The sequence below is a fragment of the Sulfurovum indicum genome, assembly GCF_014931715.1.
Lineage (GTDB): Bacteria > Campylobacterota > Campylobacteria > Campylobacterales > Sulfurovaceae > Sulfurovum > Sulfurovum indicum.
In genome coordinates this window covers 1750789-1766861 of record NZ_CP063164.1, presented here as the reverse complement: position 1 = coordinate 1766861, position 16073 = coordinate 1750789, and the positions used below count along the sequence as shown (strand labels likewise).

Genomic DNA, 16073 nt, shown 5'->3' with positions numbered 1-16073 from the left:
TCTCTCCCAGATGGACAGCATGAACATGACACAAGAACAATACAATAACAGTGTAGATCTTTTGAAAAAGTGGGCACATGCCTACTATGTAGAGGATAATCCTGTAGCGAGTGATGATGAGTATGACAGGCTTTATCATGAAGTACTGGATTATGAAACAGCACATCCTGAGCATCTGCGTGAAGACTCCCCGACACAACGTGTGGGCGGAGTGGTACGTGAAGAGTTTACCAAAGCCAGACATATTAGGCGTATGTGGAGTATGGAGGATGTCTTTACCAAGGATGAGGTACGCGAATGGCTGGAACGTGTTGAGAAGAATGTCGGCAGATGTGAGTATTTCTGCGAGCCTAAATTTGATGGTGCAAGTATGAATCTCCTGTATGAGGAGGGGAAGCTGAAACGTGCTATTACCCGTGGAGACGGAGTGGTTGGTGAAGAGGTAACGGACAATGTGCGTACCATCCGCTCTGTTCCTCTGAGCATAGAGTATAAGGGGCTTATCGAAATACGCGGGGAAGTAGTGATTCGAAAAGATGACTTCGAGGCAATCAACCGGGAACGTCTCGAAGAGGGGGAAACTCCTTTCGCCAATCCAAGAAATGCAGCAGCAGGGAGTTTAAGACAGTTGGACTCTTCTATTACAGCCAAAAGAAGACTGGTTTTTTATCCTTGGGGGATTGGTGAGAATACTCTGTCTCAGACAAAGCTTTCGGAAAAAATGGATTTTATCTATGCACAAGGATTTTTGAAACCGCCCTACAGTAAAGAGTGTACTACACTGGAGGAGATAGAGATATTTTACCAATTCCTCATCTCAAAACGTGATGAGATACCTATGATGATGGATGGGATGGTCATCAAAGTTGACGAGATAGAAAAACAGGAGGAGCTTGGTTATACGGTGAAGTTCCCCAAATGGATGTGTGCCTACAAGTTTCCGGCTATTGAAAAGGTGACAAAGCTGCTGGATATTACCTTGCAGGTAGGGCGTACAGGAGTCATCACGCCTGTAGCAGAAATTGAGCCGGTCAATATTGAAGGGGCGATAGTAAGCCGTGCGACATTGCATAACTTTGATGAAATAGAGCGTAAAGATATTCGTATAGGTGATTATGTGATCATCATTCGAAGCGGTGATGTCATTCCCAAGATCATCAAAGTACTGGAGGATAGAAGAACAGGTGAAGAGATACCGGTAAAGAGGCCGACGTACTGTCCTACCTGTGGCTCGGAACTGCTTGATGAAGGAGCACTTATCAAGTGTCAGAACCTTGAATGTCCCGACCGTGTGGTTAACTCCATCATCCATTTTGCAAAAAAAGGCTGTATGGATATTGACGGGCTTGGAAGTAAAATTGTCGAACAGCTGGTCAAGGAGGGGAAGATACACGATATTCTTGACCTGTACAGACTGACTTATGAGGATCTTGCCGACCTTGAAGGCTTTAAAGAGAAAAAGATCAACAACCTGCTGGGCGCTATTGCTGCGACCAAAGGTGCACCACTGCACCGGCTCATTTCGGCCATGGGTATTGAACATATTGGAGAAGTGGCAAGTAAAGCATTGGCACTGGAGTTTGGACTGGATATTGTTGACGCAACTTTTGATGAGATTGTTGCTATTGACGGTATCGGTGAAGAGATGGCCAATTCATTGCTGGAGTTTATGCGGGTCAACAGAGAGAAGGTACTGAAACTCTTTGAAGTAGTACAGCCAACTGTAGAAGAGAAGGTCGAAGCGGAGGAGAATCCGTTTAAAGGAAAGAGTGTGGTATTGACCGGAACAATGAGTGAGAGCCGGGGAAAAATAAAAGAGCTTCTTGAAAGTCGCGGTGCAAAAGTCAGCAGTTCAGTCAGTAAGAAAACGGACTATGTGATCTATGGTGAGGATGCAGGAAGCAAATTGACCAAAGCAGAGAGCCTGGGGGTGACTACACTTACAGAAGATGAGATGAGGAAAATGCTGTAAATGTATATTAAAAAACTGCTGATTACCCATAACGTCGGTACTGGAGTAAAAGAAGAGGACGTGCTTGGAAGATACAGAATTGTAGAGAATTTCAGGATATTCAGAAAATGAGATTGGATAAATATTTGGTAGAAGAGGGTTATTTTGAGAGCCGTAACCGTGCTTTAGAGGCTATTAAAGCAGGGAGGGTGACAGTGAACGGGAAAAAAGCAAAACCTTCAGCCGGGATCGATGAGAACTCTGTCGTGGAAGTAGCCGAAGAAAAATTCTATGTTAGCCGTGCGGCACGTAAGCTGGAGAGTTTTTTCTCGGAATATCCACTTGATCTGCAGGGTAAGCGCGCACTCGATATCGGTTCGAGTACAGGAGGATTCGCACAGATTGTTCTGGAGAATGGGGTAGCTTCACTTGACTGTGTAGATGTCGGGAGTGACCAGTTGCACATCTCTTTGAGGAAGGAGGAGAGGATATCTCTGCATGAAGCGACAGATATTCGTGAATTTCAGAGTGAAAGGTCTTTTGAACTGATTACCTGTGATGTCTCTTTTATCTCTATTTTACAGATCATCTCCGATATTGACCGTTTAGCACAAAGCCGAACCGATATCATCATTCTTTACAAACCGCAGTTTGAAGTGGGTAAAGAGGTAAAGCGTGACAGTAAAGGAGTTGTTCGGGATCTCGATGCTATTTCCAGACGTAGAGAGACATTTGAGGCAGAAACAGCAAAGCTTGGCTGGGAGCTTCAGTACCAAAGCGAGTCAAAAGTAGCAGGCAAAGAGGGTAATCTGGAGTATCTGTACCACTTTGTGAAAGTCAGAAATTAAAAATGAGAAATTAAAAATCGATGTATTCAAACAGCATAAAATCTATTGCCATCGGATCGTTCGACGGTATTCATATTGCACATAAAGCACTCATTGATCGTGCCGAAGCAGTTGTGGTCATTGAACGAAATGGCGGGTATCTGACACCGGGATACAAGCGTACGTTCTATACTGATAAACCTTGCTATTTCTACCATTTTGACAAGATACGCTCACTTACCCCTGAAGCGTTTGTGGCAAAACTGGAAGAGGATTTTCCTGCTTTGGAAAAGATTGTGGTAGGATATGACTTCTCCTTTGGTAAAGAGAAGGTAGGAGATGTATCGGTTTTGACGGACCTTTTCCACAAAGAAGTAGTGATCATACCGGAGATTACCTATGATGGGACCTCTGTGCATTCACGTACGATCAGACAATATCTCAGAGAAGGCAATATTATGATGGTGAATCATCTTCTCGGAAGAAAATACCGGATTGACGGCCAAAGAGTATCCGGTCAGGGTATCGGTGAAAAATCACTGGTACCGACACTTAATTTGAGGGTGATACACTACCAGCTTCCGACGGAAGGGGTTTATGCTACCCGCACAAAAGTTGGAGGAAAATGGTTCAAGAGTGTGACATTTCTCGGATATCGTGCAACAACGGATGGCTCATTTGCTGTAGAAACTCATATATTAGATCAGGCACTGGAGTATGATATCAATGGAGATATATGGGTAGAGTTTCATGCATTTATACGAGAGAATCAGAAATTTGATACACTAAAAGAGTTAAAGCTGCAGATATTTGAAGATATTGAAGTAGGTAAAAAACTCTTAGAGGGGTTCTGTTAGACAGTATAAGGTTTTGAATCGCAGATCACCGGATCTTTCTGAAAGTGGGGAATACTCTTTTTACCACTTTTTTTTGCCTTGTACATAGCACTGTCAGCACGTTTTAAAAGCTCTTCCGGAGTCGCTCCGTCATTAGGATAGAGTGCCGCACCGATACTCATACCCACACTAAGAGGATGTCCTTCAATCACAAAAGAGGTACGGGAAATATTCTGTATCTTCTCAAGTATATTTTCAAGATAGTCGAAACTTTTCAGTTCTTCAATCAAAATAACGAATTCATCTCCGCCGAAACGACAGATGGTGTCTTCTTTTCTCAGAATATCTTTAAAGGATTCGGCTACTCCTTTGAGTATCTCATCACCTACTGAGTGACCATAAGTATCGTTGATCGGCTTGAAGTTGTCAAGATCACAGAAGATAACCGCAATACATTTGTCAAAGCGGTTTGCATGGTTGATGGCATGTTCAAGACGGTCATTAAGCAGCAGTCTGTTGGAAAGACCGGTTAAGGGATCGTGTGTTGCAAGATAAGCATGGTTCTGTGCATCTTGACGTTGATGTGTAACATCTGAAAAGATACCAATGAAGTTCTCTATCTCTCCTTTGTCATTACATATAGTATTGATACTGAGCCACTCGATATAGATCTCACCGTTTTTTTTACGGTTTGTGATCTCTCCCTGCCAGTAACCGTTCTTATTGAGCTGTTCCCACATCTGTTTGTAAAAATATTTGTCATGTGTACCGGATTTTAACAGTTTTGGATTTTTCCCAATGGCCTCTCTGGGCTGATAGCCTGTAATTGCTACAAAAGAATCATTGACATGGACGATACGGTTCTCTGCATTGGTAATAAGCACTCCATCCATGGTATGTTCAAAAACAGCAGAGGACATTTCAAGTGACTGCAGGTTCTGTTTGTTATTGATAGCAGAACCGATAATGGAAGAGACAGTACTGAGCATTTCAATATCCGTATCGGTAAGTTCCTGCCGGTCACTGTTACCTATACCCAGAAATCCCCACCAGTAGTCATTAACGAAAATGGGCAGTATTAAGAGAGAATCGATTTTGAACGCTTGGAGAATACGCTGTTTCGAACGGTCATAGTCCTTCATACATCCATTGACAAACTCACCTTTCTGGAGCTTTTTTTTCCATCGCATCAAGTGATGTTTTTTATAGTGAATATATTTTTTGCCTCTTACTTTGGGAACACTTGTAATAGCAAAGAGGCGTTTGGCAGACTCATGCGTTTCATCATTTTCATAGATGAATACCGCAGAGGTTTCAGATGCTTGCTTGATTAGAAAAAGTTCCTTGTAGAGTGCCGTTTGCCAGTCAGGTTGCCGTAGAAAGTTGTAAGCCATCTCATTGATGGCATGCAGAATGTTCTGTTGGCGTTTCAGTTCGGCACGGATACGTTTTTTTTCCAGTGCATCATCACAGAGTGGCTGGATGACTTGTGCGAATACTTTGGCTTCAAAAGGTTTGGAGAAGAACTGGTTGACCCCGAATTTGATCGCCTGCAGAAGGATATCCCTGTTCTCAAAATTGGTGAAAATCGCTATCTTTACATGCTCATCGAGTTTACGTATCTCTTCAACCATTTCCAAGCCGCCCATACGCGGCATATTGATATCTGTGAGTACAATCTCGGGTTGATACTTTTTGAAGAGGCTCAATCCTTCTTCCCCATTGGAAGCGACGATAACGTTGTCTGCATACTTATCAAGCATGCTAGAGAGTATGGCAGTAGTAATACGGTCGTCATCTACAACGAGTACTGTAAGTTGTTGCACCATTCCTGTCCATTTTATTTGTTTTGTTTATATAGTATCTTACTATATTATAATATTTTTCTTTGATTTGTTTCTTTAAATTAATGAAATTGTACTAATTTATCCTCTTTTTATAAAAAATAGAAGTAAGATGAATTATTACTATTAGTTTAATCTATTAATATTTTAAATCCGTTAAAAAAAACTGTTGGAATGTAAAAATATGTTAAAATCCCAAATCTATAAGGCTCCCTGCAATGAATGAGAGGAAAAGAAGTGAATAAAAAAGACAAAGATAAAGTATTTTCAAAACCTATAGAGAAAAAATTTGAATTTGATCAGGCAGTCGCTTCGGTTTTTGACGATATGCTGAGTCGTTCCGTTCCTTTTTATGATGAAGTCCGAAAGCTGATTATTGATCTGATACTGGCTGAACAGGAAGAGGGCAAGAAGATACTTGATCTTGGTTTTTCTACTGCAAAATTCCTGTTGGATCTGCACAGTAAAATGGATGCAAGAATGGAGCTTAAAGGATTGGACAACTCTCCTGCCATGCTGGAGCGTGCAGAGCAGAAATGCCAAGCTTTTGGTGCGGATATTTCATTGGAGCTGGCCGATATGCTTACATACGATTTTAAGCAGGAGGATATTATTGTTGCCAACTATACACTGCAGTTTATTCGCCCGATGCAGCGTATGGAGCTTGTAAGAAAGATCCATGACGGACTTAAAGAGGATGGTGTATTCATTTTCTCCGAAAAAGTTGTTTTTGAGGACAAGAAGCTGGATAAACAGATGATAGACATATACTATGCCTATAAGAAAGAGCAGGGTTACAGTGAATATGAGATTGCGCAGAAGCGTGAAGCGTTGGAAAATGTACTGATCCCCTTTACCGTTGAAGAGAATATACATATGTGTAAAGAGGCAGGGTTCAGACAGATCAATACGATTTTTCAGTGGGCGAACTTTGTTACATTTGTAGCCAAAAAGTAACACCTCTCTACTCTCTCCCTAAATACGGGTTGCATTATTTAATATGAGTTATTCACTCTTTATTCACTATGTGAAAAGTATATATTGGATTTTGCCCCTAAATACAGGGTTGCATTATTTAATATGAGTTATTCACTGCTTATTCACCGGGTGAAATGTGAATAAATTTTAAAAAAGTTAACATAAAATTCAGGATTTAATGGTATTAAGTACTATATTTCATTGTTTTTCAGATATAATCTTTGCAATTTATTTTTAAGGAAGTATCATATGAGTTGGACACCGAGCAGCTGGAGAGATTTTCCCATCAAGCAACAACCAACCTATCCGGATAGAAAAGCACTTGAAGAAGTAGAAAAGGAGCTCAGCTCCTACCCTCCGCTTATTTTTGCAGGTGAAGCACGCAGATTAAAAGAGAAACTTGCGGCTGCAGGCCGTGGTGAAGCCTTTTTGCTTCAGGGGGGAGACTGTGCCGAAAGTTTTTCCGACTTTAGTGCCGCAACCATTAAAAACCTTTTCAAACTGATGCTCCAGATGAATATGGTTCTAATGTATTCTACCGGAAAACCGGTAGTAAAAGTAGGGCGTATTGCGGGACAGTTTGCCAAGCCCAGATCATCTGATTTTGAAGAGAAAGATGGTGTGAAGCTTCCGAGTTACCGTGGTGATATTATTAACTCTATCGAGTTCACCGAAGAAGCACGTATCCCAAATCCTGAGAATATGCTCAAAGCCTACAATCAGTCTGCTGCAACACTCAATCTGCTTCGTGCATTTGCCAGAGGCGGGTTGGCAGATCTGAACAAAGTACATCAGTGGAACCTCGATTTTATCAAAGGTAATCCTCTCGGGCAGCGTTATGATGAACTCAGCGACAAGATCGATCATGCGATGAAGTTCATGGCAGCATGCGGACTGACAAGCAAGAGCCTGCCGCAGTTGCACCAGACAACACTCTATACTTCACACGAAGCGTTGCTTTTGAACTATGAGCAGGCGTTGACACGTAAGGATTCCGAGACCGGTAAATGGTATGACTGTTCGGCACACATGCTTTGGATCGGGGACAGAACACGTGATCTCAATGAAGCGCATATTGAGTACTTCAGGGGGATTGACAACCCGATCGGATGTAAGGTAGGACCAAGCATGGAAGAAGATGAGCTTATTGAACTCATCGATGCACTCAACCCTGAGAATGAGGAGGGGAGATTGAATCTCATTGTCCGTATGGGTGCTGACAAAATCTCCGACTACTTCCCGCCACTTTTGAAAAAGGTCAAAGATGCAGGAAAGAATGTGGTTTGGACGATCGACCCGATGCACGGGAATGTGGAAAAATCATCTACAGGATTCAAAACCAGAGACTTTGCAAATATACTCTCCGAGGTAGAACAGTTTTTCAAAATCCATAAAGAGATGGGAACCATTGCAGCAGGTATCCATCTTGAGATGACAGGGAACGATGTAACCGAGTGTACCGGAAGTACCTCATGTGCCATTACTGCTGAAGGATTGGCAAGCCGTTACCATACCCAGTGTGATCCGAGACTCAATGCTTCTCAGGCACTGGAACTTGCCTTTATGATTTCCGATACGATCTCTGATTCGGAGAAATAGCTTTTGTTGGGTGTTGTCATGTGACAATACCCAATACACTATCTTACTGTAAAGATATTTTTGCCTTCTTCATATCGATAGGCTAATGTCATTTTATGAATATCCAAAATACTCTTGACGATATAGAGTCCCAGTCCCAATCCGCCTTTTGAGGTATGGAAAGGTTTGAAATACTCTTCCAACGGTTCCTTCAGTGCTTCACCTTTGTTAATGATATCGAGATGATCACTGTCGATCACTACGATGACATGTTTGTCTGTAGAGTACTTGAGCGCATTATCCAGAAGATTTTTTACGACTAATGTAAAAAGTTCAAAATCGGATTTGACAATATAGTCTTTCTTTATCTCTATACTGACAAGTCGGCCGGGGTTCTCAACCATAAGCAGATCGATACTTGCTTCTACCAGATCACTCATTTTATAAGGTTTGAGTTTCAGTTTGAAGTTCTTTGAGGTGATCTTCTCTATTTTTGCAAATTCATCGATAAGCAGATTGAGACGTTCGAAGATACTATGCATCCTTTGTTTGCTCTTTTCATCAGGAAGCATCTCACTCATTAGCCGCCCTTTGGCGATAGGAGTCTTTAGCTCATGCATGATAGCACGTAAAAAGAGTTGGCGTGACTGAAGCAGTTCCCGTATCATATTGACGGCATGGTCGAACTCGTTGGCGACTTCTGCGATCTCATCATGTTTGTCACTGGCACATTGAATGTTGAGGTTCCCTTCTGAAAAGGTTTTAATCTTGTTTTTGAGTTCTGAAAGCGGACGCAGACTGCGTATGACCCAGAAGTAGAGTAAAATGATCAGTAGAAAAACTATGGTGAAGACGGCGATTCTTTTTAAAGGATATTTTGGTCTGTTCTTGTTTTCCAAAAAGAGTTTGAATCGGTCATTGTTAATGAGAATGATACGTTGGAGCCTAAAGGTATCAACAGCATATTTTTTATATTTTCCTTTTTCTTTAAAGTAACGTTCTATCTGTATGACTTTGGCTTTGTCTTTGATAAGTGAGACATTTTGGGATTCAAGGTATGCCTCATCGATCTTGCCTGTTTTAAGATAATAGTGATAAAGATAGTGGGAGATGGCACGTTCTCTGGCTTCATTGAGCTCATCATATTTGGCATAGTCGTATTTGATCGAACCGATAAAGAGGATAGCAAGAAGCAGCAGTGTAATAGAGAATACCAGCTTGATTTTGCTGCGTAGGGAAGAGAAGTGGTTAAACAAGTTTGTATCCTACACCGCGAACGGCCTGAATACGTTTGTTATCGCCAAGTTTGGAGCGTATCTTGGAGATGATCACATCCAGGCTTTTCCCCTGTGAGTCGATACTCATGGTTGCGGAAGAGTTGATGATCTGTTCTCGTGACTGGGTGATCCCCTGGTTTTTGACAAGCAGGGAGAGGACTTCGAACTCCGCAGGGGTCAGGTTGAGCGCTTCCCCTTTGTAGTAGATAGTATCCCCTCTGATCTCGAAGTCACTTTTGGGTGTTGCACTACTCCCTTTTCCCTCTTCTCTATTAACCCGGTTGAGGATCGCCATAATACGTGCATACATCTCTTTAGGATCATACGGCTTTGGCAGATAGTCATAGGCACCCAGTTCAAAGCTCTGTACTTTGTCATTGATATCACTGCGTGCTGAAGAGATAATAACAGGGATATCGTATTTGCGTACCAACTCTTCACATACTTCCAATCCGTCCATTCCCGGAAGGGTAAGATCAAGGATTACCAGATCAAATTTTTTTACACCTGCGCTCAGACCCAGAAAAGGATCTTCATAATTGGTGATCTTGATATCAAACTGGGAAAGGTATTCACTGAGCAGTTCTGCGAATTCGGGATCATCTTCTATCATCAGGATATTGATCATCTTCTTGTCCTTTTTTGCTTTATTACCACACCAACCAAATACCTCAAACTTTGAGAGAACGAGACGAGGCAAGATGTGCGTGAAAAAATCTGAAGGACTACCCGTAGGTAATTCAAAGATTTTTTTGCGTGCAGGTTGTCTCGTATCGTTCTCCCCGAAGGGTGCAGCACTTTCGCCCACATACGGCGTTAGATTTTCTTGAATTAGCCTCCGGCTAGTCCTGCGAAAATCTGCCTTGTCTGTGAACGAAATTGCAGCATCAAAGATTGAGGTATTTAATTGGTACGGTAATATTATAAGCTTATTAAGTTAATTGATGTCAAATAACAGATAATTTTTAATTTACAGGAATATATGCATAGCCTTCATTTTGTTTGTCTATGAGTCCTATGGTGGAATTGGGAATAATTTTAACAAAACTGTAGACATCTTTTGCCTGCAGTTTATTTTTCACCATGGCTGCACCGCACATAAGAAATTCTACGTCATAGGTTTTGATCAAAGAGTCTATACGCTTAGCCAGTATTCTGTAGTTTTCCATAAGTGCTGTATCATTTTTGAAAAGAGAATTACCAGGATCTTTGGTAAAAAACCTGTATGCACCACCATGAATAACTACGGTTACCTCCAATTCCTTTAATTGACTCTCATAGTGAATTTTATTGGCAACAACACCTTGAAGTATTTTTCGTTCAAATGTTTTTAGATCTTTAGTGGTCAGATCATATACAACCTTGGCTGTTTCTTCTTCTGCCTGGAGAAAACCTAGAGTAAAAAGTAATACAATAATAATTTTTTGCATTAATATCCTTCATGAAATAAAATTATTTTATAGTATCAGAAGAATGTAAAAAAAGCGTAAAACAGTGTAATTTTATTTCAACTTTTTAGAGTTAAGCCTAAATATAGTCTTTGTTTCGTAGCATTCAAGTATGAGATATATGAATAAAATATTTTTATTAATTACTTTTTTTGTATTGGTCATACTTCTTGTTTCCATCTTTTTCTTTGCAAGACAAAACAAAGAAGACAGGCTGGAGAGTCTAAGTGATCATGTTGTAAGCAATTTCAGAGCAGGGCTTTCCTATGAAATGGTGGATCTTCTCTCTTTTTCTTTGGCACTTTCTGAAGATGGTGAACTTAAGAATGCACTCATATCAGAGGATGAGTCCAAAGGATATAGAATCCTGAGTAAAATCACGCAACGGTTTAAAAAGTATACGCATCTTAAATCTCTGCGCATCCAGGTACTTTCTCCAGACTTCTTTATTTTTGCACGCAGTTGGAACAAGGGTTTTGAAGGGATGCCGATTTGGTGGTTTCGAGATGATCTTGGGATCTTTAAAGAGAACAAGCAGCCTAAAGTAGGGATGGAAACAGGTAGACTACTTACTTTTAAAGCAACAATACCTATACGCAGCGGTAATAAGTTGCTAGGGTATTTGGAAGTGATCAAGCTTATTGATGAATTTGCAGCCAAGCTGCGTAAAAAGGGGATAGAACTCTTTGCTCTTATGGATGAACGTTATCTTGAGCAAGCTGAATTGATGCGTGATTTTCCTATGATCCATGGTTATGTTGTGGCTAACCAGAACTATAATCATCAAATGATAGATAGAGTAAAAGAGATAGACTGGGATAGGCTTATCCAAAAGAGTTATCTTTATGATTCTGAAACACTTTATTCGCTGGAGCCGATGTATAATGGAAGGGGAGATAAAATCGGAGTATATTTACTTGTTCTGCCAGGCAGCGCATTGGAAAAATATGAAAGAGAGAATCAAAGTATTTCATTTTTTACACAATTCTCGGATGAGGATATAGAGAATGTCGTAGCATCATGGGTTCACCCGTTCGGCAGTTTTAGAAACAGGTATGACAAGGAGTTGATCGAACTTCTTCCGAGATTAAATAAAGAGGATAAGGTAGAATTTGAAGCTGAAGCGAAAGAGATACTTGGAGAGTATAGTAAAGAAGAGCTTATAGATATTATACTCTCAAATGAACATAATGAGAAGAAGATCGGAGTGATAAAATGAAAATACTTATTTTAGAAGATGAGTCAATGCTGGCTTTGAGTATGCAGGAGTTCCTGGAAGAGAGTGGCTATGAAGTGAATTGTTATTCCCACTCTGAAGAGGCTTATGATGCTATTTATGAAACTGTATACGATTTGCTTCTTCTGGATGTGAAAGTATTGGGGGAGCAGAGCGGTTTTGAAATGCTTGAAATGCTTAGAAAAGAGGGGGTAAAGATACCGGCTATTTTCATTACGTCTTTAACGGATATAGAGGACTTAAGTCGTGGGTATGAGTGTGGAGCATGTGACTATATACGTAAACCTTTTGATCTTGCCGAACTCAAACTGCGTATGGAACAGGTTATTAAGATGTACTGTTTCTCCTCTCCGGATGAATGTATAGAACTTCCTTTTGGCTACAGGTATGATCTTAAGAGAATGAAACTCTCTTTTGAAAAAGAAGATATCTTGCTTGCAAAGACAGAAGCAAAAATACTGGAGCTTCTTATCAAACAGAGAGGAAATGTAGTAAGCTATGAAATGTTCTGGGAAGAGGTGTGGGGCGAGTGGATAGACCCGACAAATATACGGGTACAGGTGGGAGGTTTACGTAAGAAACTCAAACATGATTTCATTAAAAATATTCGTGGTGTAGGATACAGTATTGATCTTTGATCCTAAGAAGTTCGCCCGAAAATATGCATTGATCTATACGGCTGTACTTGCTGTATTGCTGATTGTACCTCTTATTACTTATATAGCGCTCTTGCTGCAGATAGATGAGGCGAAAGTGAAACTTGCTCTGGAGTCCCAGGCTAAAAAGATCATTGTCTCCATGCAGAAGTACAAGAACAGTGACAAAGTTTACAACTTTCCCAGATATAAAGAGTATAAAGCCGCACTTCTTGACGATAAGTATCAGAAGATATTTTCTACCTCCGATTTTGAGCTAACCTCCTTTACAGAAGGCTTTCATCATGAAGGCAGTCGATACTACTATATTTATCCGCTCCCGCCCGGTTACTATTTTGGTGCAAGTTATCTTCTGGTTGAGACAAACCATACAGCAAGCTATATTTACCTTTTTGCTTTGTCCGTGATGGTAGCTATAGTTGGTGCATTATTTATCTTTTCACTTTTGTTGCTGAAAAATTTTTCTGCACCCTTTGAAAAACTCAATACCCAGCTGGATAACTTTATCAAAGACTCTATGCATGAAATCAATACGCCATTAAGTATTATTAATCTCAATGCAGATCTTTTTGCCAACAAGTATGGAGAAAATAAATACCTGTGGCGTATTAAATCTGCTTCAAAAACACTTGCGACCATTTATAATGACATGGATTACCTTATTAAGCAGGGACGGGTAGAGTATAAAAAAGAGCTAATGGATTTTGGAGAGTTCATTCAGAACAGAGTAGACTATTTCCAGGAGATTGCCAACATGAAAAATATTATTTTGAAGACCGATATTGAAAATGGTGTGATATACAAGTGCTCTAAAACGAAACTGCAACGTATTGTTGATAATACAATTTCCAATGCGATCAAATACAGTCATGACAATACACAAGTCGATATTATTTTGAAAATAAAAAATGAAAATATTATCTTTGAGGTAAAAGACCAAGGTGTAGGTATCAAAAATGTAAAGAAGATATTTTCCCGATACTATAGAGAAAATGAAGCCAAAGGCGGTTTTGGAATCGGCCTGAATATTGTTAAACAGATCATTGATGAAGAGGACATCCTGTTAGATGTAAGCTCTACACCCGGCCATGGCACTACTTTTACTTACACTTTTTTACCAAAATAAAACTTCTTTATAACAGTCTATTCAGTTTTTTACAATTTTTTTACACTTCTTTGTTAAGATGGCTCTTGAAATTATATGATAAAGGAGTGTGAATGCAAAAAAGAATCAAACTTGTTACTATTGCCGCTATGTTGATTTCATCAACATCACTGGTAAGTGCAGTAGATCTGACCAAAGCATATGAAATGCCGGATGCAAGCAAACTGATCGAAAAAGACAAACTTGCTGAACCTACGAAATATACTATGCCTGAAGGATGTGTTACAACAGATGCGGAGGCGATTGCAAGAGGAGAGTATATTTTCCATAATCTTAATGGTAAAAAGGCAAAAAAGAAGCCACCTAAAGGGTTGGTAAAATTCATTGAACAGAAAGGCAAAGACGGTAAAGTCAAAAAAAAGCCTAAACAGTACGGTAACTGTGTTGCCTGTCATAATATTGAAGGTGCTGTTGGAGGGGGGAACATAGGTCCGGACCTGACAGGTTACAAAGCAATGTTCATTGATACGAAAATAAGGGACCATCAGTTTGTATTTCAGAAGATTGCTGATCCCAGGATCGATAATCCAAATACACATATGACAGTTAATTTGACCACTAAGCTCTTCAATGAACGAGAAATATGTGATCTTACATCATACGTAGTGGCTGAAAAAAAGAAAAAGTAATAAAAGGAAAGTAAAGAATGAAAAGAAGAAATTTTATTAAAAGTGTGATGGCAGTATCGGCGGTAGCTGCGACACCCGCAGTATTGATGGCGCAAGAAAAAGCAAAGAAAAAAGGTCCTAATGACCTCACCTATGAAGCAGCTGTTGAAGCGATCACGGGCGGTAAAGAGGTAAAAGAGAGCAAGAAAGTTAAATTAACTGTACCAGAGATCGCAGAGAACGGAGCAGTTGTTCCGGTAAAGGTAGAAGTTGACCATCCTATGGAAGAGGGAAACTATGTTAAAGCGATCCATGTACTGAACACAAAAAACGGCAATGCCAGATGTGCAGATGTAATGCTTACACCGGAAAACGGCAAAGGTTACTTTGCAACAAGAGTAAAACTTGGCGGTACACAAGAGGTTGTCGGCTTGGTAGAATTAAGTGATGGCACATTCATTAAAGCAGGGAAAAGTGTCAAAGTAACGATCGGTGGATGTGGTTGATTTGAGTCAATCTTATATTTATAGAAGCGATATAAAAACTAAAGGATAACAGATGGCAGAAAAAGAAGCACGAAAATCAATGATAAAAATTAAACCAAAGAAGTATAAGGTAGGTGATATTGTAAAGGTAGACTTTATTGTTATCCATCCCATGGATACAGGTTTGGTAAAAGACAAGAAAACAGGTGAGATCAAACCTGCACACTATATAGACAATATTACATTCAGTTTTAACGGTAAACCATTTACTACAATGAAGGTATGGGAAACAGTTTCGACAAATCCATACTTTTCAGTGAATTTCAAAGTACCGGGAAAAGGAAAGATCACAGTTGACTATACAGACAACACAGGCGAGAAGAACTCCAAGAGTAAAAAACTTAAGCCAAAAGGATAAGTAATGAAAAGAGTTATATTACCGTTAGCTCTTTTGCTTACCATGGCAACTGCAGGTGATCAGTTTGCGATGAGTGATGCAGACAGAGCGATGTATAAAGAGATGTTGGAAAACAACCCTGCTGATATTTTTGTAGAAGAGGGTGGTGAGATACTTGAAGAGGAGTTGGGCGGAGATGCTGCACTGGCAAAGTTTTTGGGTGTGAGTGAGAATGATCTGCCTAAAGAGATCGCTACGTTCCCAAAATATGTTAAAAAACTTGGAAATGTTGTCGGATTGGATCAGGTGATGCAGGCGATGCAGGCAGAGCAGGGTAAAAAGATCACAAAACTCAAAGATAAAAAAATGTTCTCAATGCTGGCATATGTCAAATCATTGGCAAATGAAGAGGTGCCGAATATAGATTTGAGTGAGCCTCATGAAAAAGAAGCTTATGAACTGGGTAAAAAGACCTTTATGACACCAAGAGGAGGAAGAGGACTTTCCTGTAATTCCTGTCACAGTAAAGATATTGTAGGTATGGTACTCAGGACGCAGCCTTTGCCGGATCTCGGTGCGGTGGGTGCAGGTGCAACATGGCCGGCTTACCGTATGACCAAATCCAGTCTGAGAACTCTTCAGAGACGATTTCAGGGATGTATGAAAAATGCATTGCTTAAAGTGATCCCTATAGGATCCAAAGAGATGGTAGGTCTTGAGGTATATGTGACGAAACTGGCACAGGATCACAAAAAACAAATTGCCATTCCCGGTTTAAAACGATAA

The 16073-nt window shown here is 40.2% G+C and carries 16 protein-coding genes; 12 read left to right on the top strand and 4 right to left on the bottom strand.

Annotated features, from left to right (window positions below; translation table 11 throughout):
* The first annotated feature begins 25 nt into the window (after window positions 1–25).
* The 3 genes from ligA (at window position 26) to IMZ28_RS08670 (ending at window position 3635) form a co-directional block, all read left to right on the top strand.
* Window positions 26–1972, top strand: coding sequence for an NAD-dependent DNA ligase LigA (gene ligA / locus IMZ28_RS08680; RefSeq protein WP_197548179.1), 1947 nt, complete (start codon window positions 26–28; stop codon window positions 1970–1972).
* 107 nt (window positions 1973–2079) lie between these two features.
* On the top strand, window positions 2080–2799 hold the full coding sequence (gene tlyA / locus IMZ28_RS08675; RefSeq protein ID WP_197548178.1) for a 23S rRNA (cytidine-2'-O)-methyltransferase TlyA: 720 nt from the start codon (window positions 2080–2082) through the stop codon (window positions 2797–2799).
* A 20-nt stretch (window positions 2800–2819) separates the two neighbouring features.
* Complete coding sequence (locus tag IMZ28_RS08670; RefSeq protein ID WP_197548177.1) at window positions 2820–3635, top strand: bifunctional riboflavin kinase/FAD synthetase; 816 nt, start codon at window positions 2820–2822, stop codon at window positions 3633–3635.
* On the opposite strand, the gene IMZ28_RS08665 is transcribed toward IMZ28_RS08670, so the two are convergent.
* The gene (locus tag IMZ28_RS08665; protein WP_197548176.1) at window positions 3632–5440 is read right to left on the bottom strand and encodes a diguanylate cyclase domain-containing protein; all 1809 of its coding nucleotides are present in this window, start codon (window positions 5438–5440) and stop codon (window positions 3632–3634) included. The genes IMZ28_RS08670 and IMZ28_RS08665 overlap by 4 nt on opposite strands.
* 255 nt (window positions 5441–5695) lie before the next feature.
* Between IMZ28_RS08665 and cmoA the strand changes: the two genes are divergently transcribed.
* Both cmoA and IMZ28_RS08655 read left to right on the top strand, forming a co-directional pair.
* Window positions 5696–6415, top strand: coding sequence for a carboxy-S-adenosyl-L-methionine synthase CmoA (gene cmoA / locus IMZ28_RS08660; RefSeq protein WP_232087460.1), 720 nt, complete (start codon window positions 5696–5698; stop codon window positions 6413–6415).
* Between the two features lie 270 nt (window positions 6416–6685).
* Entirely contained in the window at window positions 6686–8035 is a 1350-nt protein-coding gene (locus IMZ28_RS08655; protein ID WP_197548174.1) for a class II 3-deoxy-7-phosphoheptulonate synthase, read from the top strand.
* A gap of 38 nt (window positions 8036–8073) precedes the next feature.
* Here IMZ28_RS08655 and IMZ28_RS08650 read toward each other — a convergent pair whose 3' ends face one another.
* From IMZ28_RS08650 to IMZ28_RS08640, 3 genes are all read right to left on the bottom strand, one after another.
* On the bottom strand, window positions 8074–9270 hold the full coding sequence (locus IMZ28_RS08650) for an ArsS family sensor histidine kinase (protein ID WP_197548173.1): 1197 nt from the start codon (window positions 9268–9270) through the stop codon (window positions 8074–8076).
* Complete coding sequence (locus IMZ28_RS08645) at window positions 9263–9919, bottom strand: response regulator transcription factor (RefSeq protein WP_197548172.1); 657 nt, start codon at window positions 9917–9919, stop codon at window positions 9263–9265. The genes IMZ28_RS08650 and IMZ28_RS08645 overlap by 8 nt, the downstream gene beginning before the upstream one ends.
* 337 nt (window positions 9920–10256) lie before the next feature.
* Complete coding sequence (locus IMZ28_RS08640; RefSeq protein ID WP_197548171.1) at window positions 10257–10721, bottom strand: DsrE family protein; 465 nt, start codon at window positions 10719–10721, stop codon at window positions 10257–10259.
* Between the two features lie 139 nt (window positions 10722–10860).
* Here IMZ28_RS08640 and IMZ28_RS08635 point away from each other — a divergent pair, with 139 nt between their 5' ends.
* The 7 genes from IMZ28_RS08635 to soxA all read left to right on the top strand — a co-directional run bounded on the left by IMZ28_RS08635 (window position 10861) and on the right by soxA (window position 16073).
* Window positions 10861–11958 (top strand): hypothetical protein, encoded by a 1098-nt coding sequence (locus IMZ28_RS08635; protein ID WP_232087459.1) that lies wholly within the window; start codon window positions 10861–10863, stop codon window positions 11956–11958.
* Window positions 11955–12614, top strand: coding sequence for a response regulator transcription factor (locus IMZ28_RS08630; RefSeq protein WP_197548169.1), 660 nt, complete (start codon window positions 11955–11957; stop codon window positions 12612–12614). The genes IMZ28_RS08635 and IMZ28_RS08630 overlap by 4 nt, the downstream gene beginning before the upstream one ends.
* Window positions 12604–13758 (top strand): sensor histidine kinase, encoded by a 1155-nt coding sequence (locus IMZ28_RS08625; protein ID WP_197548168.1) that lies wholly within the window; start codon window positions 12604–12606, stop codon window positions 13756–13758. The genes IMZ28_RS08630 and IMZ28_RS08625 overlap by 11 nt, the downstream gene beginning before the upstream one ends.
* A 92-nt stretch (window positions 13759–13850) precedes the next feature.
* Window positions 13851–14426 (top strand): sulfur oxidation c-type cytochrome SoxX, encoded by a 576-nt coding sequence (gene soxX / locus IMZ28_RS08620; RefSeq protein WP_197548167.1) that lies wholly within the window; start codon window positions 13851–13853, stop codon window positions 14424–14426.
* A gap of 17 nt (window positions 14427–14443) precedes the next feature.
* On the top strand, window positions 14444–14911 hold the full coding sequence (gene soxY, locus IMZ28_RS08615; RefSeq protein ID WP_197548166.1) for a thiosulfate oxidation carrier protein SoxY: 468 nt from the start codon (window positions 14444–14446) through the stop codon (window positions 14909–14911).
* A gap of 52 nt (window positions 14912–14963) precedes the next feature.
* On the top strand, window positions 14964–15308 hold the full coding sequence (soxZ, locus tag IMZ28_RS08610) for a thiosulfate oxidation carrier complex protein SoxZ (protein ID WP_197548165.1): 345 nt from the start codon (window positions 14964–14966) through the stop codon (window positions 15306–15308).
* A 3-nt stretch (window positions 15309–15311) separates the two neighbouring features.
* A complete protein-coding gene (gene soxA / locus IMZ28_RS08605) occupies window positions 15312–16073 on the top strand; it encodes a sulfur oxidation c-type cytochrome SoxA (protein WP_197548164.1) in 762 nt (253 codons plus the stop codon).